16 protein-coding genes and 2 tRNA genes are annotated in these 19,211 nt (G+C 60.5%); 10 read left to right on the top strand and 8 right to left on the bottom strand.

Going from position 1 to position 19,211, the window contains the following annotated elements; all coding sequences use genetic code 11:
• Position 1: 1 nt before the first annotated feature.
• Genes IH944_11030 through IH944_11020 form a run of 3 tightly spaced genes read right to left on the bottom strand, consistent with a single transcriptional unit; the run spans position 2 to position 4,002 of the window.
• Positions 2 to 1,327, bottom strand: coding sequence for an oligosaccharide flippase family protein (locus IH944_11030; GenBank protein ID MCH7905080.1), 1,326 nt, complete (start codon positions 1,325 to 1,327; stop codon positions 2 to 4).
• Positions 1,324 to 2,559 carry a hypothetical protein gene (locus IH944_11025; GenBank protein MCH7905079.1) on the bottom strand — a complete coding sequence of 412 codons (1,236 nt, stop codon included), beginning with the start codon at positions 2,557 to 2,559 and terminating at the stop codon, positions 1,324 to 1,326. Before IH944_11025 ends, IH944_11030 begins: the two co-directional genes overlap by 4 nt.
• 48 nt (positions 2,560 to 2,607) lie before the next feature.
• Positions 2,608 to 4,002 carry an SLBB domain-containing protein gene (locus IH944_11020; GenBank protein ID MCH7905078.1) on the bottom strand — a complete coding sequence of 465 codons (1,395 nt, stop codon included), beginning with the start codon at positions 4,000 to 4,002 and terminating at the stop codon, positions 2,608 to 2,610.
• A gap of 185 nt (positions 4,003 to 4,187) precedes the next feature.
• Here IH944_11020 and IH944_11015 point away from each other — a divergent pair, with 185 nt between their 5' ends.
• The 3 genes from IH944_11015 to IH944_11005 all read left to right on the top strand — a co-directional run bounded on the left by IH944_11015 (position 4,188) and on the right by IH944_11005 (position 8,867).
• Positions 4,188 to 6,119 (top strand): polysaccharide biosynthesis protein, encoded by a 1,932-nt coding sequence (locus tag IH944_11015; protein MCH7905077.1) that lies wholly within the window; start codon positions 4,188 to 4,190, stop codon positions 6,117 to 6,119.
• A gap of 47 nt (positions 6,120 to 6,166) precedes the next feature.
• Complete coding sequence (locus tag IH944_11010) at positions 6,167 to 8,344, top strand: ABC transporter ATP-binding protein (GenBank protein ID MCH7905076.1); 2,178 nt, start codon at positions 6,167 to 6,169, stop codon at positions 8,342 to 8,344.
• A 64-nt stretch (positions 8,345 to 8,408) separates the two neighbouring features.
• Positions 8,409 to 8,867 carry a DUF1854 domain-containing protein gene (locus IH944_11005; GenBank protein ID MCH7905075.1) on the top strand — a complete coding sequence of 153 codons (459 nt, stop codon included), beginning with the start codon at positions 8,409 to 8,411 and terminating at the stop codon, positions 8,865 to 8,867.
• A gap of 64 nt (positions 8,868 to 8,931) precedes the next feature.
• Here the strand turns inward: IH944_11005 and IH944_11000 are convergent, their stop codons facing one another.
• The 5 genes from IH944_11000 to IH944_10980 form a co-directional block, all read right to left on the bottom strand.
• A complete protein-coding gene (locus IH944_11000) occupies positions 8,932 to 11,583 on the bottom strand; it encodes a PAS domain S-box protein (GenBank protein MCH7905074.1) in 2,652 nt (883 codons plus the stop codon).
• Positions 11,584 to 11,586: 3 nt separating this feature from the next.
• Positions 11,587 to 11,730: a hypothetical protein gene (locus IH944_10995; GenBank protein ID MCH7905073.1), complete on the bottom strand. Its 144-nt coding sequence runs from the start codon at positions 11,728 to 11,730 to the stop codon at positions 11,587 to 11,589.
• A gap of 186 nt (positions 11,731 to 11,916) precedes the next feature.
• A tRNA-Thr gene (locus IH944_10990) sits at positions 11,917 to 11,991 on the bottom strand.
• Between the two features lie 13 nt (positions 11,992 to 12,004).
• A tRNA-Tyr gene (locus tag IH944_10985) sits at positions 12,005 to 12,090 on the bottom strand.
• A gap of 37 nt (positions 12,091 to 12,127) precedes the next feature.
• Entirely contained in the window at positions 12,128 to 12,391 is a 264-nt protein-coding gene (locus IH944_10980) for a hypothetical protein (GenBank protein MCH7905072.1), read from the bottom strand.
• 71 nt (positions 12,392 to 12,462) lie between these two features.
• Here IH944_10980 and leuC point away from each other — a divergent pair, with 71 nt between their 5' ends.
• From leuC to IH944_10945, 7 genes are all read left to right on the top strand, one after another.
• Complete coding sequence (gene leuC / locus IH944_10975; GenBank protein ID MCH7905071.1) at positions 12,463 to 13,848, top strand: 3-isopropylmalate dehydratase large subunit; 1,386 nt, start codon at positions 12,463 to 12,465, stop codon at positions 13,846 to 13,848.
• Positions 13,849 to 13,963: 115 nt separating this feature from the next.
• Positions 13,964 to 14,098 carry a 50S ribosomal protein L34 gene (rpmH, locus tag IH944_10970; protein ID MCH7905070.1) on the top strand — a complete coding sequence of 45 codons (135 nt, stop codon included), beginning with the start codon at positions 13,964 to 13,966 and terminating at the stop codon, positions 14,096 to 14,098.
• 43 nt (positions 14,099 to 14,141) lie between these two features.
• Complete coding sequence (gene yidD / locus IH944_10965) at positions 14,142 to 14,612, top strand: membrane protein insertion efficiency factor YidD (protein ID MCH7905069.1); 471 nt, start codon at positions 14,142 to 14,144, stop codon at positions 14,610 to 14,612.
• An 18-nt stretch (positions 14,613 to 14,630) separates the two neighbouring features.
• Positions 14,631 to 15,995, top strand: coding sequence for a membrane protein insertase YidC (locus IH944_10960; GenBank protein MCH7905068.1), 1,365 nt, complete (start codon positions 14,631 to 14,633; stop codon positions 15,993 to 15,995).
• A gap of 26 nt (positions 15,996 to 16,021) precedes the next feature.
• Positions 16,022 to 16,849, top strand: coding sequence for a KH domain-containing protein (locus IH944_10955; protein ID MCH7905067.1), 828 nt, complete (start codon positions 16,022 to 16,024; stop codon positions 16,847 to 16,849).
• Positions 16,846 to 17,766 (top strand): LD-carboxypeptidase, encoded by a 921-nt coding sequence (locus IH944_10950; GenBank protein ID MCH7905066.1) that lies wholly within the window; start codon positions 16,846 to 16,848, stop codon positions 17,764 to 17,766. Before IH944_10955 ends, IH944_10950 begins: the two co-directional genes overlap by 4 nt.
• Entirely contained in the window at positions 17,754 to 19,130 is a 1,377-nt protein-coding gene (locus IH944_10945; protein ID MCH7905065.1) for a phosphodiester glycosidase family protein, read from the top strand. Before IH944_10950 ends, IH944_10945 begins: the two co-directional genes overlap by 13 nt.
• Positions 19,131 to 19,211 lie beyond the last annotated feature (81 nt).

Genomic DNA, 19,211 nt, shown 5'->3' with positions numbered 1-19,211 from the left:
TCTACCTGTGCACCTCCTCAATGCTAGTCCCCCCAGAACTTCGGTTGACGCGTTGCAAGTACGCGAACGACGTCGCCATGTGCCAGCCGTGACCGACGAGATATGCGATCGCCATCCCCTCTGCCCCGCCGTCCAACAACAGGATCGCTGCGGTGATCGTCACGACCGACGTCGCAGCGTTGAGCGCCATCCCCGCCCACGCCTTGTGAAGGCTCAAGAGGATGTTGCCGATCGGAACGGTCGCACCTGTGAGAACGGCGCTGACGACTAGCAGCTTTAGAACCGGCAGGCCGGATGCGAAGTCCTCGCCGTACGCTTCGATGATGAGCGAGGACCCAAGGTAGACCACGAGCGCAGGGGCAGCAACAGCCAGGGCAGAGATGCCTATGTTCGCGCGGCACAGCCTGCCGAACGATCGAGCGTCGCCTTCGCCAAGCGCGCTGTTCAGGAGCGGCACGAAGGTGGTGGCGATCACGCTCGGCAAGAACAGCAGCGCGAGCCGCCAAGTCAGACCGGCGTTCAGCAGCCCCATCTCGGCGAATCCTCCGGGCTCCCTGATCAGCATCACGGCGATCAACCAAGAGATCGGTACGTATGCAAGAGCGGAAAGCGTTTTCGGGACGAAGATCGAGGCGAACAGCTTGCGCTCCGCCTTGTCCGGGCGATCACCGATCGGCACTGACTCGTCTTTCAGCAGTCGCCGGATGACCATCAGGTTGCCGACGCATCCGATCAAGTTGAAAGCGCCCAGCCCGATGAGCGCACCCATGACCCCGAAGATCGGCACGAGCACCAGTTGGAGAGATATCCCGACCGCCGCACGGACGAGCCCGACGAGCGCCAGTGGCCGGAATCCCTCAAACCCCGTAATGACGCCCCGCGTGGTTCCATCGACGGCTACGAGCCCGAGCACGACGGAGGCCACGAGAAACTCCTCGACGAGGTGTGGAGCGTCGAAAACGTACTGGGCCAAAAAGGGCGACAGGCCGGCGAACACGAGCGACACCGCTACTGCGAGCGAGATGCCGACGTGCAGCGAGTGCCGCACGAACCGCCCTGTCTTGGCCAAATCCTGGACGCGGTACTCTGCGATGAACTTTGCCGAGGCTACCGCCAGCGCCGGACCGGCGAACACCGTGAAGGTGGCGATGCTGATTTGCAGCGCGCCAAGCTCGCCGTACTCCGACTTGCCCAACCATCGACCGACGACGACGGCGACGAAGAGGTTGGCCATCTGTGTGAGGCCGGTGCCCACCGTCGCCCAAGTGATGCCTGAGACGATGCGCTTCCGCCAGTTCGGCCCTAGGGCGGCTGTGTTCGGGCTCAACTGACCTTGAGCCTTCGAATCGCCAGGTAGATGCCGATCAGCAGACCCAGTATCGCGCCGGCGGTGGCAGAGCGAGGATAGCGCTTGTTGACCGGCTTATCGAGTATATGCGGGGGGTCTAGGACCTCCCACGCCAACGGGTCGCGGGAAGCCTCGACCAGCGCCCTGCTATGGCTCGTCTCAAGCTCGCCGACGGCTTTTGCGAGGTAGTCCGTTTCCGCAAAGAGCATCCTCATTTGCATGCTCTCCTCCGGCATGGTGCTCACCAGCACCTTCAGTGCGTCGACCTGCGCTTGGAGCGACACGCGCCTCGTCTCAAGGGTCGCCAAACCCTGTGCCTCGCCCAGGCCTAGAGTCGCGTCTTCGATCGCCACCAGGTACAGCTCGATCTCAGATGCGAGCGACTCGCGCGTAGCGCTGACTCGCGCCTCCATCCGCCCGATGTCTGGGTGCGAGGGCCCTAGCACCGCCCGCGATTCGGCCAAGGCGAGTTCCGCATTGGCCAGCGTTTGCCTAAGGTCCTGCAGTGGCGCGGTATCCAGGCTCAGATTCTCGGGGTCGGACACTGCCCCCCTGAGCCTGGATCTGAGGTCAGCCAGCGCTGCGATGACGCTTGCAAGCTCCCCCTCCCTGGTTCGCAGGTCGATCTTGAGCACCTGCGCCTGATCCCCGTCGGTCATCGCCTGCTTTCGATAATCTCGCAGCTTCTGCTCTGCCTCGGTAAGGTCGGCCCGTTTCTGCTCGATCAGTTCGGCGAGCAGCGTTACAGACTGGCGGCGGCGGGATTTCCGCAGACGCTCGTCGATCTCTCGGAGCGATACGATCGACGTTTTGACGATGTCCAGGATCAGGTCTTTGTCGCTGTTGGTCGCAGAGATCTCGATAATCCCAGCTCGCAGGTCAACCGAGACGTCGCGGAGCTTCTCTACTCGCTCATTGGTTGTTCTAGTCGCCTCGGAGACTGCAGTGAGGTTGGTATTGCTCTTGAGCATTCCGGCCAGCAATTCGATTCCGGTGCCGCTGCGAAGCATCGGGATTCCTGCAACACTCGCCGTATCCGGAACCACCAATACCGTTACGCGCGCCTTGTGAATCGTGGGCTGGATGTACGCGTACAGAAGCGACGCGATGGTAAAGGTGAAGCACCACCCCAACACGATGAGCGGTCGCTTCTTAAACGCCTGGCCGATGAGGCCGACGTTGACCTCCGTCACCTTCTCGCGACTGTCCATGTCGTTCATGCTATTTCGTTGCGCGGCGAGTCTACCGTTCGGCGCCGGCTACCGCCCTCCGAGGAATACGTCGAACAGCAGGGCCGCGGACGCGAGCTTTGTAATCGAATCGATCGTGATGCCCTTAGGCTCGCCGAAGTATAGAAAGTCGCCGGGGAGCATCGCGGGGTTCGCTCCCTCAATGCCGTCCTTTAGGAATTCGTCGATGTGAAACGTCTGGACGACGTACTTGCCATCCGGACCGACCCGGACGAGCGCGACCCGGCGGGTCGTGCCTTCTGCGTTCACTCCTCCTGCGAGCGACAGGGCGTCGGCAGCTGTCAGTCGCTCGTTGTCGCGGATCGCGTACCGCCCTGGCCGTTCTACCTCTCCCAGGACGTAAACATACCGGCGGTTGTCCGGCACGAACACGATGTCGCCTGGCATTAGAGCGAACTTGTCGTATCGCCCTTCGCCGTCCAATCTCGCGGATAGATCGAGCCGCACCGTCTCGCCGTTGCGGAACACCAGGACGCCGTCCAAAGTGCCGTCGGATAGGAGCCCGCCGGCCGTGGTCACCGCCGCCATGACATCGCTTCCGGAGCCGAGCGTGAGCTTGCCTGGGCTCTGCACTTGCCCTGCGACGAAAACCTCGATGCGCTGGGGGGGAAGCGCCGAAATCGTATCGCCGGCCTGAATACGGAAACTGTGGGCTATGATGCCGAATCGCGCGGAAAATCCGAACTGCTCGCCACCTCGCCTAACCACGATCTCCATCTGGTCCAGGAGCGTCTCCTGACTTGCGCTCGAGGAAACACCGATTGGCGGGGCCAGCCCACCGGCGAATGCGACCGCTTGGGCAAGCGACGAGCCAGCGGGCACGCTCATTTCGCCAGGATTGGTGAACTGGCCGACGAGCCAGATGCGGATCGTGGGCTTCGTCGCAACAATCACGACGTCCTGAGGCTCGAGCGGACCGACCCAAACGTCGCTCCCTTCCAGCAATGCAGCCATCTCAACAGTGCGGATAGGCTTTCCAGATCGGTACACCGTGGCTAAGAACTGTCCCGGATCTTCGATCTCGGTTCCGGCAAACAGCCGGCGCAGGTCCGTGCCGGGCGTATAAGGGACAGAACCGTTGGAAACCGCAGCGCCGACCACGTAAATGACCGCGCTGGCCTGTGATTTGAAGGAGAGAAAAACGCGCGGATCGGTGAGCAGGCCGAGCAATCGCTCTCGAATCTTGCCCTCAGCCTGCTCAAGGCTCTGGCCTGCCACGGCAAGGTGTCCAAACCCTGCGCCGCTGATCCACCCGTCGCTAGCGACCGTCAGCTCGCCCGAATACTCCTCAAAGCCGAGAACGTCGAGCCTCAACACGTCTCCGACCCCGATCGTTGCCGGCTCATCGGCCCAGGCGAGCGAAATAGAGAGAATCGCACACAGAATTCCAGCTGCGGTACGCATGGCCAGGAATATACCGCGCTACTTGGCTCCATTCATCTCGACAAATGTGTGGAAATTGTGGAAAGACGAGCCGACAATTAGCGTCGGGGCAGCCTGAATCGTAAGGGTAATGATACGCAGCAAAAACACCTATAATTGTCCATACAGGCTAGACGGATTTCCGCCCGGTTGTCTTCACCAGGAAAATGATTGCTAGAGACGCGCTTGACGGACTGAAACGGCGACCAGCCAGTACCTGGGTTGCCGTTCTTTCGGTCTTGAGCGTAGACTTGGTCCTTGTGTGGGCCAGCCTGATACTTGGGCTTGCATTGGCGCAAGGCGCGCCGTCCATATCCGGCCTCGCACAGACGGCGGTGCTATACGGTGTGCCCATTTCTGGCGTGGCCTGTTTCATGTTCGTGTGGCGGCGCCTATACAGAATCAACAACCGGTTCCTGGGGGTCTACGACGTCCTGAACATTGCGTTCGTCGCCGCCGCGCTAGGAACAAGCCTGCGCGTTGTCGAGATAGCTTTCAACGCTCCGATATCCGCCGCAACTCCGTGGGTTCCGGCCATCCTGCTCGGATTCTTCTCTGCGACTCTGCTGACCATAGCTAGGCTGTACCCGCGCTTGGTCGAGGCTCGGCACCTCATGCCGATCTCAGCCCAAGCGACTCAAGGGGTGCGACGGACGCTGATCGTGGGTGCAGGCGATGCAGGAGAGGCGGTATTCAGAGAGATCATGCGGCCAGGGGAATCTCGATACAAAGTCGTCGGCTTCGTCGATGACGACCCAGCGAAACAGCGTTCGACGATTCACGGCGTGCCAGTCTGCGGCGGCATAGATGACTTGCCGGAACTCGCCTCAAGGCTCTCCGTCAGTGAGATCATGATCGCCATTCCGACCGCTTCGGGGCCTGAGATGCGGCGCATTTCTCAACAGTGCATGCAAACTACGGCGCGCGTGCGCACGCTTCCGTCGATCAGCTCGTTCGTCAACGGTAACGCGAGGGTGCTGCCGATGCTGCGAGAGATGAGTGTCGAGGACCTCGTCCGGCGCGAAATGCTTGAAACTGACAGCACGCAGATCGCCAGCCTGATTACCGGGAAGAGAGTCTTGATCACGGGGGCCGGCGGATCGATCGGATCCGAGCTGTCCAGGCAAGTTTCGCGGCTGGTGCCGAGCAGCCTAGTTCTCCTCGGACGTGGCGAGAACAGTATTTTCGAGATCGATCACGAGCTTCGAAGCACACAGGCGTTCCACGGAACTCCTGTCATTTGCGACGTGCGCAACACTCGAAACCTCGGCTCCGTGTTCGACCGGCACTCGCCGGAGGTCGTGATCCACGCCGCCGCGCACAAGCACGTGCCGCTCATGGAGTCTGCCCCGATCGAAGCGATTGAGAACAACGTGTTTGGCACGTTGAACGCCGTCGACGAAGCCGTTCGAGCCGGGTCGCAGCACTTCATCCTGGTTTCAACGGACAAGGCGGTCAACCCTCAGAACGTGATGGGCGCCACCAAGCGGTTAGCTGAAATCATCATCGCTTCTGTTGCTAGCGAGTTCTCCGGATCGTATTCAATCGTCCGGTTCGGCAATGTGCTGGGCAGCCGGGGCAGCCTGGTGCCGATTCTCAGAAAGCAGATTCTTCGCGGCGGCCCGCTGACGATCACCCACCCAGACATGGAGCGGTTCTTCATGACGATTCCAGAAGCCGCTCAACTCATTCTGCAGGCTGGCTCGATGGGGGATCGCGGCGAGATATTCATTCTGGACATGGGCGACCCGATCAAGATCATCGACCTGGCCGAGGACATGGTGCGGATGCACGGCCTCGTTCCCGGTCAGGACATCGAGATCAAGATCACCGGCATCCGCCCGGGCGAGAAGCTGAGAGAGGAGCTTTCGGCGACGGATGAAAACCTGGTCGCTAGCGAGCACGAGAAGATCGGCATCGTCAAGAACGGGCAGGCCGTTGATTGGCGATGGCTACAGGACGAGCTGACACATCTGAAGTCGCTTTGCCACGAGGGCATGGAAGAGGAGGCGCGCGAGCTGCTGATGGAGCTCGCTTGGGGGAGGATCAAGTCCACGATTCCCGCCATTGGTACGGAGTTGCGGGTTGCGCAGGGCTAAAATAGAGCCAGCTTCAGGGCGCTTGTGCTCAAGCCCGCCACCCGTCTATGATCCAGCAATCGCAGACCGATGCGCCTGCCGTCGATTCTTACCTGATCGACCTGCAAGCCGATATGACCGAGGACGCCGAGTTCGGCGTCCGGCGCTTGGTCGTTTCTAAGGCCGAGGTAGTCGTGCTCGATGAAGCTGGCGCTGTGGTTCTGCGAGTGCCGTTTTCTGAGATTGAGACCGCGAGAAACGAGCCGGTCGTCTCGGGAGGCAGGCTGTTGCTGCGAACCAAGGCCGGGGAGGACATCGTCGCGACTTCTTACTCCCTCACGCACGCAGACCTGTTTTCAGAGGCGGCGCGGGGTATCGAGCAGCTCGCGAAGGGCCAAGAGCTTTCGATCAACCTAAAGCTGGAGAGAACCCGCTGCGAAAGTTGCGGAAGGCTTCTGCCTGAGAAGGACGGCGTCTGCCCGGCTTGCCTGAAGCGGGGCAAGACGTTCATGCGGGTTGCGGCTTATCTGAAGCCGTATCGCAGGCATCTTGGCGTCTTGGTGACGATCTCGCTCTTGGCGACCGGCCTGAACCTGATTCCACCCCAGTTTCAAAGGCTGATCGTCGATCGCCTGACCGCTGGAGAGCTTGAGCTCGGCGGCTTGATGCAATTGGTCGGTGCGTGGTTCGCCATCGCAGCAACAGCGGTCACGCTCCAGGTCTTCAGCAACCGGATGATGACGTTTCTCGGTTCAAATATCGCTGCGGACCTGCGCGCGTCGACCTTCAACACCGTACAGCGACTCCACGTCGCCTACTTTGACAAGAAAACGGTCGGCGCAATTACAAGTCGCATCACGCACGATACAGATCGAATCTGGATGTTCCTCGTGGACGGCATGCCGTTCATGGTCACGAACGGGCTCGTCCTCATCGGGGTCATCTTCTTCCTGTTCCGCGTCGACTGGGTGCTCGCGCTCGCCATCATGGCTCCGCTCCCCCTCATGGCGGTTCTGGCGGTGACGTTTTGGAAGCCGCTTTCGAGCATGTTCCACAAGGTCAGCCAGAAGTGGGCTCGAATCTACATGCACATCAACGAGGCGGTCTCCGGCGTGCGCGTCGTGAAAGCGTTCGTCCGCGAAGACCACGAGTTTGCAAGGTTTCAGACAAGGAACAACGAGTGCCTGAAAGCGGCGATGGCCGCCGACCAGCGGTGGTACACGATCCTCGGTGCAATGTCGCTTTGTGTGTCGCTGGGAGTCCTCATCAACTGGGGGCTCGGGGGCTACTTCGTGCTGATCGGAAGGCTGACCCTTGGAGAGTTCATCATGACCAACGCGTATCTGATCATGGTGTACGGGCCGCTCATGTGGTTTGCTCAAATCAACAACTGGTTCAGCCGAGCGATGGCGAGCGCCGAGAGGATCTTCGAGATGATGGACATGCCGCCTGACGCCGGAGATGGCGACGGTATCGAGCACGAGATCGTCGGCGAGATCCAGTTCGACAACGTGCGATTCGGCTACGACAAGTCGAACCCGGTGCTGAAGGGCGTATCGTTCACGGCGAAGGCGGGCGAGATGATCGGGCTTGTCGGCCACTCTGGCGCAGGCAAGTCGACGACCATCAACCTGATCGCGCGGTTCTACGAGCCCGACGCAGGCACCTTGAAGATCGACGGGATCGACTACAAGGACCTCAACCTCCACAGCTACAGAAGCCAGATCGGCATCGTGATGCAGGATCCGTTCCTCTTCCACGGGACGATCGCGGAGAACATCTCGTACGGCAAGCCGGACGCGTCGATAGAGGAGATCATGGCGGCGGCCCGCGCGGCCAACGCGCACAACTTCGTCCTGGCTAAACCGAACGGTTATGACACGATCGTCGGGGAGCGCGGGGCGAAGCTCAGCGGCGGAGAAAGGCAGCGCATCAGCATCGCGCGCGCCATCTTGCACGACCCTCGGATCCTGATCCTCGACGAGGCGACCAGCAGCGTCGACGTCGAGACGGAGAAGGAGATACAAGAGGCGATTTCGCACCTCATCAAGGGTCGCACGACGTTTGCTATCGCGCACCGCCTGTCCACGCTCCGCAACGCAGACCGGCTGATCGTGCTCGAGCGCGGCGAGGTCAGCGAAATCGGGACGCACGCCGAGCTGATGGAGAAGAAGGGCACGTTTTACAAGCTCGTCCAGATCCAGAGCGCGATCAACGAGATCGTTGGCGTAGGGGTGATCGAATGAGCGTGACCGCGAGAGAGTTCGAATTCGGCAGAGACAGGCTAAGCCTTGCTTGGGAGGTTGGCTTGTGAAGCTGTTCTACAAGCCGGAGGGACGGCTGAGGCTAGAAACGGAGGATCGCTGCTACCTCCAGGTGCGCCCAACGTGGGCGGCGCCGATCTCGCAGCCTGGCAAGTTCCTTTCGCTGCTCGACGGAAAGGACAGGGAGATCATGACGTTCCCTGACGGGTTGCGCGGGCTGGACAAGGAGGCGCGCCGCATCTTGGATGGTGAATTGAAGCACCGATACCTCACCGCGTACATCAACAAGATCGTTCGCGCTCACACGGAGTTCGGTGCGACGTACTGGACTGTTGAGACCGATCGCGGAGGAAAGGACTTCGTGACACAAAGCTTGCAGGAGAACGCGCAGTGGCACACCCCCACACACTTGGTGCTGGTCGACGTCGATGGCAATCGATTTGAAATCCGCAACACCGCCGAGCTTGACGAAGACAGCCGGGTATTGCTGCTGAAGATCGTCTAGTCCCAAGCCGCAGACGCTCTCAGGCGGTTCAAGAGACGAAGTCGCCTTGTCTGATGCGAGCACCCTATTGTGGCTGCAACTCTTGCTTTGCAGGCGCCTCGGCGGGCAGCCTAATGGTGGCAGTCGTACCTGAGCCCTCTTCGGACTCTATTCGAATTTCACCAGCCATAGCCCGCACTAAAGCGTCGGCTACAGCAAGTCCGAGGCCGGAGCCTTCGACGTCGGTTTGTTCTGCACCAAGACGGTCGAACGGCGTGAAGACTTGGTCGAGTTTTTCAGCAGGGATACCGACGCCGGTATCCACGACTGAAATGAGGACGTGCCCGTCGTCTTGCCTCGCGTCAATGATCACGGTACCGCTCGGAACGTTGTACTTCACTGCGTTGGAAACGAGGTTCAGCAGCACCTGGGCCAGGCGCCGCTCGTCGCCGTACACCGTTAGCCCGGGTTCGATGTTCAGCTGGCTGATCGTGACATCGCTCTCCTCGGCTATCGGCTTCATGATATTCACGACTTGTGCGACGATGTTTGGCACGTCGAGCAAAGCGCAATCGATGCTAATGCGACGATCCTCGATTCGGGCGATATCGAGCACGTCGTTGATGAGCCCTAGGAGGTGCCGGCCTGCGTACAGGATGTTCGCAACGCCTTCTCGCTGGCGGTCTGCCAACGATTCCATCTCAAGCAGCTGCGCGAACCCCAAGATTGTGTTGAGTGGGGTCCTCAGTTCGTGGCTCATGCGCGACAGAAACTCGTTCTTGGCAGTGATTGCGCTCTCAGCCGCGGCCTTGGCGGCTACGATTTCCTTTTCGGCTTGCTTCTGGGCAGAGATATCCTCGTAAGTCCCGATGTAGCCTGTCAGCTTGCCGTCGAGCCAGGTCTTGACCGTGTGCGTCCGCGCCCAGAACTCTTCACCGTTGCGAACGCCAGGGATTTCCCCAGTCATGCTCTTCTCTGCTGAAGCGGTGAACTCATGCCACATCCGTCTGGCCTCCTCTCTCAAGTCGGGTTGAACCAGATCAAGCCAGCCCCCACCCATCGCTTGCTCAGGCTCGATCCGGTTGATGCGGCAAAACGCTTCGTTGACGTAGTCGAGAGATCCGTCCGCATCGTGCGTGAAGATTCCGATCGGCGAGCTTGCTGCCATAGAACGGAATCGTTCTTCGCTGGCCGCCAGCTGTTCTTCGGCGATGTGTCTCTGGGTGACGTCGTGGGTGATGGTAACGAAGCCTAATTCGTCACCGCTGTATCGAATCGGCGCAGACGTCGTCTCGATCCAACGGACTTTTCCGTCGACCAGAATTCTATGCTCCGATCGGAAGAGCACATCCACGCCCGTATTCACGGCTGTGATGAACTCCGCTACACCGCGATCGACTCGCTCAAGGTCGTCGGGGTGCAAAGACTCTAGGAACTGCCGACCTCGGAGCTCGTCGGCCGGAACACCGAGGATCAATGCCAGGGCCGGGTTCGCGTACACCATCATTCCGTCGCTGTCCCGAATTGAAATGCCCATTGGCGATCCTTCTGCAAGAGCGTGAAATCGCTCCTCGCTCGCTCGAATCAGATACTCGAACTCGACTTGATCGGTAATATCGTGCACCTCGTTTGCGTACCGGACGCTACCGTCGGACAGGTACATAGGAACGGTAGTGGTTGAAACCCACTTCGTAGTCTCGCCGACGATAATGCGGTGCTTCGATCGGAACACCGCCCCATCCCCCTTTCTGGCATAGTTTAAGAACGCTGTAAGTCGAGCGCTCAAATCATCAGCGTCCGCAGGGTGAACTGTGGCTTGATAATTGGTGCCCACCAACGACTCGACGTCCTGCCCGATGATTGCAGCGATGGCGCGGTTTGCGTATACGACCACGTCGTCGCTGTCGCGGATGATGATCCCAACCGGGGAGTCGTCTGTGACTGCACGGAACCGCTCTTCGCTCGACCTGAGTTTCGCCTCGGCAGCCTTATCCGCCGTGATGTCTTGGAGGGTCGCCACCAACCCCGTCAGTCGCCCATCCTGGATCATCGGCGAGACGATGGACCTGACCCATTTAACGTCGCCGTTCTTGAGCAGCAGCCTGTGCTCACGCCTGAACGGGCCAGACGAAGCATCGTGTGATTCCCAGGCCGCTGCCAGCTCTTCGATGTCGTCGGGATGCACGACCTGCCGATGCCCCATATCGAAAGCCTCATCTGCGGTCAAGCCGGTGATCTCCGTATACCGCTCGTTTACGTGATACGCCATCGAATTCGGCTCCGTCACGATGATGCCGAACGGCGACGCGTCGCTGATTGCCCTGAACCGTTCTTCGCTCGCTTTCAGAGCGAGGCTCTGCTTTCTCTGGTCGGTGATATCCTCCATGGTCCCGATCCAGCCGACGTGCGTCTTGCCGCTCCAGATCGGCGTCAAGATGATCCGGACCCACTTGACCGTTCCGTCCTTGAGCTTGATCCTGTGCGCGCGCTCAAACTTGCCGGCCGAGACGTCGTGCGACTCCCACTCGCGGATGAGCCAGCCGCGGTCGTCAGGGTGGATGACCGACCGGTGCCCAAGGCCAAGCGCCTCCTCGATTGTCAGACCTGTGATCTCCGTGTAGATCCTGTTGACGTGATCGACGCGAGCTTCAAGGTCGGTGACGAAAATCCCAAACGGGGACGCCTCGTTGATTGCGCGGAACCGTTCTTCGCTGGCTTTACGCCCAATCCGAGCCACGGGCTAACCCTGCGCGGTGGCCGCGAGCGTGTCCGACCAGTTGGTGGTGACGGGGGCCAGGATCGACTCGTGAACGACGAGCCTCGCGGACCAGTTCTGGAACAACGGGATCAGTTCCGCTTCGGGCAGGTTCAAATAGTCTGCCATCAGGGCCCGAGTCTATCCCGAAAGCCCGGGTTCCTGCACCCAGTTCACGTGAATGGGGCTCTGGTTCACGACCCGGAGCCTCTGTCGCCCTGTCGGCGCCTGATCGACCCGGCGACCATCAGGCGACGGCGAAGCCGACGACAGCGAAGCGGCCGACAGCGAAGCGGACGACGCTCCATCAAGATCTGGAGCCCTCGACGAGAATTGGACTCGTGACCTCCTCTTTACCAAAGAGGTGCTCTACCACTGAGCTACAAGGGCTTGCGTGAGACTCTGGTGGGGAGTGCAGGATTTGAACCTGCGTAGGCATCAGCCGGCAGATTTACAGTCTGCTCCCATTGACCACTCGGGCAACTCCCCACGCAACGACAATGTATACCTTAAGTCGGCCTGGAGCTCAGTCTGCGACAGGGTCGGCTTGGGCCTTGTTCGGCCGGAAGAAAATGTATGCGGTAACGGCGGTGCCGATGAGCACACCGATCCAGAACGCGATCCAGATGTTGTTGCCTGACTGAGCAAGAGCCTCGTCAGGAATGTCGGTGCCCGCCGGGCGCGACATTTGGGAGATACCGACGAAGACGGACGTCCCAAGCGCGGCGACGGTTCCAGAACCGATAGCCGTCACGGTGGCCGCTGCCACGAACTGCACGTACTTGCGCATCTAGCCGATTGTAGACCGATTCCGGCTGGCCAGGACTGGGATCACATCGTTGGGCGTAGAATAAGCGTTCGATGCCGAAGACGCTGTTCGAGAAGATATGGGCTGCGCACGTCGTGACCGAGCTGGACGACGGCGGCGCGCTGCTGTACGTCGACCGGCATCTGGTCCACGAGGTCACTTCGCCGCAGGCGTTCGACGGATTGCGCGAGGCAGGCCGGTCCGTCCGACGACCAGACCTCACGTTCGCAACCGTCGATCACAACGTGCCGACGGACGGTCGGGAGATCGAGGCAGACAGCTTGAGCGGGCGGCAGATCGCCGCGCTGTCGCGAAACGCGGCTGAGTTTGGCGTGTCGCTGTTTGGATATGGGGACAGCAGGCAGGGCATCGTGCACGTCATCGGCCCGGAGCTTGGGCTGACGCTCCCTGGTCTGACGATCGTCTGCGGCGACAGCCACACGAGCACTCACGGGGCGTTCGGCGCGCTCGCATTCGGCATCGGGACGACCGAGGTCGAGCACGTTCTCGCGACGCAGACGCTGCGAGTGCCGACGCGGCCGAAGAGCATGAGCATCGAGTTCCTCGGGAAGCTCTCCAAGGGCGTCTCTGCGAAGGACATGATTTTGGCGACGATCCGGATGCTGGGCGCCAGCGGCGGTACCGGATACGTCGTCGAATACCGAGGAGACGCGATTTGCGACCTTCCGATGAGCGGGCGCATGACTGTCTGCAACATGTCGATCGAGATGGGCGCCCGAGCCGGTCTTGTCGCTCCTGACGACACGACCTTTGAGTACATCGGCACAGGCAAGAGGCCGTACGCGCCATCGGGAGAAGCCTTTATGCAGATGGTAGAGCGGGCCAAGGCTCTGAGAACTGACGCCGGCGCAACCTTCGACCGTGACGAAAGGCTGGATGTAGACTCGCTTCAGCCGCAAGTAACGTGGGGCACGAATCCGGGCATGACGATCGATATCGGTGCGTCCGTTCCAGAACCGGCGAACGCCGGCGAGGAGAGGGCGCAGATGTACATGGGCCTCAAGCCGGGCGTGCCGATGAGCGATCTGCGGATCGACACGGTGTTCATCGGTTCGTGCACCAACGCGCGCCTAGAAGACCTGGTCGAGGCCGCTGCATTGGTCAAGGGGCGCAAGGTCGCGTCGGGCGTTCGAGCGATGGTAGTCCCAGGCTCGGAGGCGGTGCGGGTAGCTGCCGAAAAGGAGGGGCTTGCCGAAATCTTCACGGCGGCAGGGTTTGAATGGCATCACAGCGGCTGCTCGATGTGCCTTGGCATGAACGGCGACATTCTCAGGCCGCAGCAACGCTCCGCATCTACGTCCAACCGGCCTTACGAGGGCCGCCAAGGCCCAGGCTCGCGCACTCACCTCGTGTCGCCCATGACGGCAGCGGCAACGGCGCTGACCGGAAGGTTGACAGACCCGCGCGAGTATTCGTAGCTGGATAATTGGAGAGCCAAGTTCGGCAGAGGCAGAGGGTGCCCTCCCAGGCCCACGCAGATTCAGGTCCAGCGGGTACTATCTTGGTTCAAATTCCGTATCTTGGACGAGTCAAATGAAGCGCACTTTCCAGCCTAACAATCGAAAGCGTCACAAGAAGCACGGCTTTCGCGTGCGTATGCGCACGACGGACGGTCGCAATCTTCTTAAGCGTCGACGCGCAAAGGGGCGAACACGATTGTCCGCCTGAGAGGACCCACGAAGCGCTCATTTGACCAACTCTTCAAACTAGGATGGCGTACAAACGGACGTTGGATGCGAATCTACTCGTTGCCGGGCAACGGACGGGTGGGCATTGCAACACCCCGATCCCTGGGCAACCAACCGAGACGCGCCAAGGTCAAGCGCCAGATTCGCGAGATGGTTCGAGCGATGAGCAGCGACTGGCTGGCCGAAACGGACTTGGCGATCGCGTTGAAGTCGAGCGTCGACAGGGTTCCGTTCCTCGATCTGCAGAACGATCTGTTGGAGACGATGGCCAAAGTGCGCTCGCGATTGAACGACGATTCGGAGTCTTCATGATCCGTGTGTACCAGCGGTCGACGACGTGGATGCCCAGGGTTTGCCGGTTCACGCCGTCGTGCTCGCAGTACACGTTGGAAGCGGTCGTCAAGTACGGGCTTTTCAAGGGCTCTTGGATGGGCGTTCGGCGCATCGTCCGATGCAACCCGTTCAACCCGGGCGGTCACGACCCCGTACAGTAGACGAAACAGTTTGACGCAATGAGCAAGAAGCAACCACCTTCGCGAAAGCAATCCTTCGTGTCCATCATGCTGTGGACGGCAATGCTGTTCTTCGGCTACCAGATTTTCTTCGGAAACAAGGGGGCGCCAGAGACGCGCACCGCTGACGAAGTCTGGACGGCGATGATCGAGATGAACGCCAAGGGTCAGGACGTTCAGATCGCCAAAATCCTGCCAGCCTACATTCGCCTCCTGGACAACAATGTGAAGGCGAACACCATCACAAAGGACGACAAGGACAGCAAGACGTTCGACGCGAGACTGCTGGCGGCCGACACCCAGTACAAGAGCGGCCTGTATCAGTACGAGCTCAACAACGGCGACAAGGGGTACACCAAGATCGAAAAGGCGTACCGTCTGCTCCAAGGGCAGTTCAGGAAATACGGGCAGTCCGAATGGTGGGAGCGCCCGCTAACTGTCACGCCGGACAGCAGGATGCTGGCCACGAGCGTAACGGCGGCTTCCCTGTACGACCGCATCATCGAGGACATGAGCGAGCGCAACAAGACGAAGCTCGTCGTCGGCGTCGTGCCAGGCTACGACATCATCGACTGGCTCGTGCGCTTGACCGGCAGCAAACCTGGGCTCAGCTACTGGTTAGTCGGCCTGTTGCTGGCGATCATCGTGAGGCTTTCGATCTGGCCGCTCTTCTCCAAACAGATCATGCACGGACGGCGGATGTCGCTCTTGGGACCGCTCGTAAAAGAGATCAAGGAGAAGTACAAGAACAAGGAGACTGGGCAGACGACGGACGCTCAGGCGATGAACCAGGAGATGATGGCGCTGTACAAGGAGTACGGCCTGAACCCGTTCGCCGGATGCTGGCCCATTTTCATTCAGATGCCGTACTTCCTCCTGATCTACGCCTGCATGAGGCTCTATCAGTTTGAGTTCACCAAGGGCAGCTTCCTGTGGATCAACGAGAACGCTGGGTCGTTCTTGGGCATCCCGATCGCGCCGAACCTAGGCGAGCGCGATTACTTGCTGATCGGTCTGTACATGGTTTCGATGGTCGCGAGCACGCTGTTGCAACCGATCAACGATCCCAGCAACGCCAGACAGCAGCGGATGATCGGACTTGGCATGTCTGTCGCGTTTCCGATCATGATGCTGTTCTATCCGCTTGCATCGGCGTTCATCGTGTATTGGCTTTTCACGAACATGATGGCTGTCGGACAGTCGCTCTACCTGTATCGACTGCCTGTGCCGCCTCTTGAGAAGGTCCAGACTGTCCATGGCGGCATCCAACCCGAATCCAGCAACAGCTCCGCCAAGAAGCATATCGACGTAGCTCCTGGGTTCATCAGAAAAACGGGTAAGAAGCACTCAAAGAAGAAGAAGTGACGCCTAACGATTTCGCGAGTCAGAAAATGAAAACATTGGAAGTAACAGCCGCAACGGTTGAAGAAGCTGTTGAAATGGCGGCGAAGAAACTGGGTGTGGATGCAAAGGACATCCAGGCCACCGTCCTGGAGGAGACCCAGGGCCTGTTCGGCAAGGGCAAGGTCCGCGTCCGGGCCGAGGCGATTGAACCGGACGACCAGCCGTCTGAACCGGAGGCCGAAGAGGTCGCCGACGAACCCGAACCGGAGCCCGATCCTGCTACTGAAGCCGAAGAGCAAGATGCGCCTGCGGCGGATGACGAGCCGGAGCCACCGCAGGAGGAGCCCGATGACGAGCAGACTGAGACAGCCGAAGCCGAGCCCCGAGCCGAAGATACTCGGCCCGACGTGACAGCGACGGATGAAGACGCCGACCGAATCATCGGAATGCTGAACCAGCTTCTGGAAGCTGGCGAGTTCGACTCGAAGGCAGTCTGCACCGGGCTGAACGGCAGGTACGTCAACGTCGAGATCGACGGCGAGGACACCAGCTACTTGGTCGGTCGTCGAGGCGAAGTCCTCAACGCGCTTCAGTACCTGATGAACGTCTTCTCCAGCCGCAAGCTGGCGAACGGCGTGCGCGTGGTACTGGAGGGCAACAATTACCGCGAGCGGCGGGAGACGCTTCTTACGAAGTTAGCAGAAGATATCGCGGCCGAAGTTGCAAACCGCAAAGAGGAGGCCGTGCTCGACGCGCTGCCTGCGTTCGAGCGGCGAATCGTGCACAAGGCGCTGGTCGACTACGAGGGTGTCCGAACCTACAGCGAGGGCGAGGAGCCGAATCGGCGCGTCGTCGTTGCACCGGCCAATCAATGAGGAAGCCCCGGGCGTTGCGCCCTGGCGATCAAGTCAGGGTGGTTTCGCCTGCCTCGCCGCTCAAGCCGGAGCAGATTGAGAAGGGGGTTCTATTTCTTGAGTCGCAGGGGTACGCGGTCTCGATCGCCAGGCACGCTTTCGATGCCGACGGCTACTTGGCCGGCTCGGATGATGACCGAGCCCGCGACCTGCAAGATGCGTTCGAAGACCCGGACGTACAGTGCGTCTTCTGTTCGCGCGGCGGGTACGGCTGTGCCCGGCTGCTGACGCGGCTGGACATTGATAAGATGGCGCGGTCCGGCAAGATGTTCTGCGGTTTTAGCGACGTGACGACCCTGCATTTGGCGCTGAACCGCAGGGGACTGGCGACGTTTCACACCCCGATGCTGATCTCGCTCTCCGTCGATCGCGACCAGTGGGTGTACGATTCGCTGGCTGGCCTGCTTGCGGGCGAAAGTTCAGTTCCAGGCGGCGCGCCGACCGGCGAAACGCTCGTTCCCGGCACGGCGGAAGGCGTTCTGACCGGGGGCTGCCTAAGCCTGCTTGCTGACGGCATTGGGACTCCGGATGCGTTGGAGACGGTGGGCAAGATCGTTCTGATCGAGGACGTGGACGAGAAGCCTCAGCGAGTTGACGCTTTGCTGACTCACTTCCTGAATCTCGGATTGCTCCAGGCAGCCGAGGGACTGGTGATCGGAGAGATGTCGCGCACCGACGATCTTCTCGACAGCTCAAAGGGAGAGTGGCCGTGGCGGAAGATCATCGAAGATCGAATCGGCGATCTCGGGGTGCCGAGCGTCGTCAACTTCCCGTTCGGCCACATGAAGGGGATGCTCAGCCTGCCGCTCGGAGTGCAAGCGCGGCTCGACGCGAACAAAGGTACTCTGGAAATCCTCGAAACGCCATGCGCAGACTAGCTCTTCTTGTCGTCCTCATTCCTGTTCTGGCCAAGCCGGACGTAATGGAGTGGGAGAAGATCGTTCGTCCTGGGATCACGTACCGCGTGACGATCGACGACGAGATTCCGCGAGTAGTCCACGCCCTGCGCATCGCAAACGGCGCTGCCGGGCTCGGATTGCGCCCGGCGCTCTCCCAAGACCGCGTCTTCGGTCCTGACGCGGCAGATCAAGGGCGGCAAACGGTCGTGGGCATGATGAGGGACTCGTCTGCCATCGCTGGGATCAACGCGGACTTCTTTCCTGCGAACGGCGATCCGCTCGGTGCGATGGTCGTCGACGGAAGGCTGCTCAGCAGCGCGGCAAGGACGCGCAGCGTCGTGGCGTGGGGGCCAGCTGGTTTCCGGTTCGGGTATTTGCAATTCGCCGGGGCGATCACGTGGGGAGACGGCGATCCGGTCTCGATTTACGGAGTGAACGAGGAGTGCGGGGACAACATGGTCGTCCTCTATACGTCTGCCGCGACGGTCAGCCTATCGCGAGAGCCGGCCTTAAACGTCCTCATTGAGTCGGATGCCGAGTTCACGCCGAACGGCGAGTGGCAGGGAGTGTTCGTGCGGTTTTTCTCAGAGATCAACACGCTTGAGATTTCGGACGGACACGTGGCGCTGGCCGTTCGAGGCGTCCCGACCGAGCGGATTCTTGAATTGCGAGAGGGTGACGAAGTCACGATTTCGCTGCAGCACGAGGGCATCGACTGGGAGGGCGTTACGCACGTGGCCGCCGGGGGGCCGCTCCTTGTCAAAGCCGGCCAGAAGTTCATTCCGTTCGCCGAGGAAGGCTTCAAGCTGGAGTTCGCAGAAAACCGACATCCGAGAAGCGCGATCGGCGTGACGCCGGCCGGAGACGTTTGGCTGGTCGCTGTCGACGGCCGGCAGAGTATGAGCGACGGCGCGACGCTCGAAGAGCTGGCTCATGTGATGATCGACCTAGGATGCACCGACGCGATCAACCTCGACGGCGGCGGGAGCACGACCCTGGCGATTGCTGGTGTCGTGCTCAACCGACCGAGCGGAGGCCGGCAGCGGGCGATCGCAAACTCGATCCTCGTGATCGACGAGATCGCTGGCGCTCAGGACGATGGCGACTTTGTGATCGCTGGACCGGTGGAAGTTGAGCTGGGTCAGGAAACACCGTTTCGAGTTGTGAACGATAGGGGTGACGCGGTTCCGCACGTTGAGGTCTTGTGGGCCGCGACCGGCTCTGCATGGATCGACCAGAGCGGCATCCTGCGCGGATTCGAAGAAGGGGAGGTTACAGTCAAAGCTATAGTGAACGGTGTTCTGAGGGTGTTGACCGTCCGGGTCAAAGAGTACGAATCGTAATGCTTTGTGCCTTCTGCGGAAACCTATTGCCGCTGCCTTAGGTACTGTCTGATTGGGCACGAGGCCAGGATTGCGCCGTTG

The sequence above is a fragment of the Armatimonadota bacterium genome (assembly GCA_022563855.1).
Taxonomy (GTDB): domain Bacteria; phylum Armatimonadota; class Fimbriimonadia; order Fimbriimonadales; family Fimbriimonadaceae; genus JADFMN01.
The sequence above is the reverse complement of the archived record's forward strand: the minus strand, read 5'-3'. Positions and strand labels throughout refer to the sequence as shown.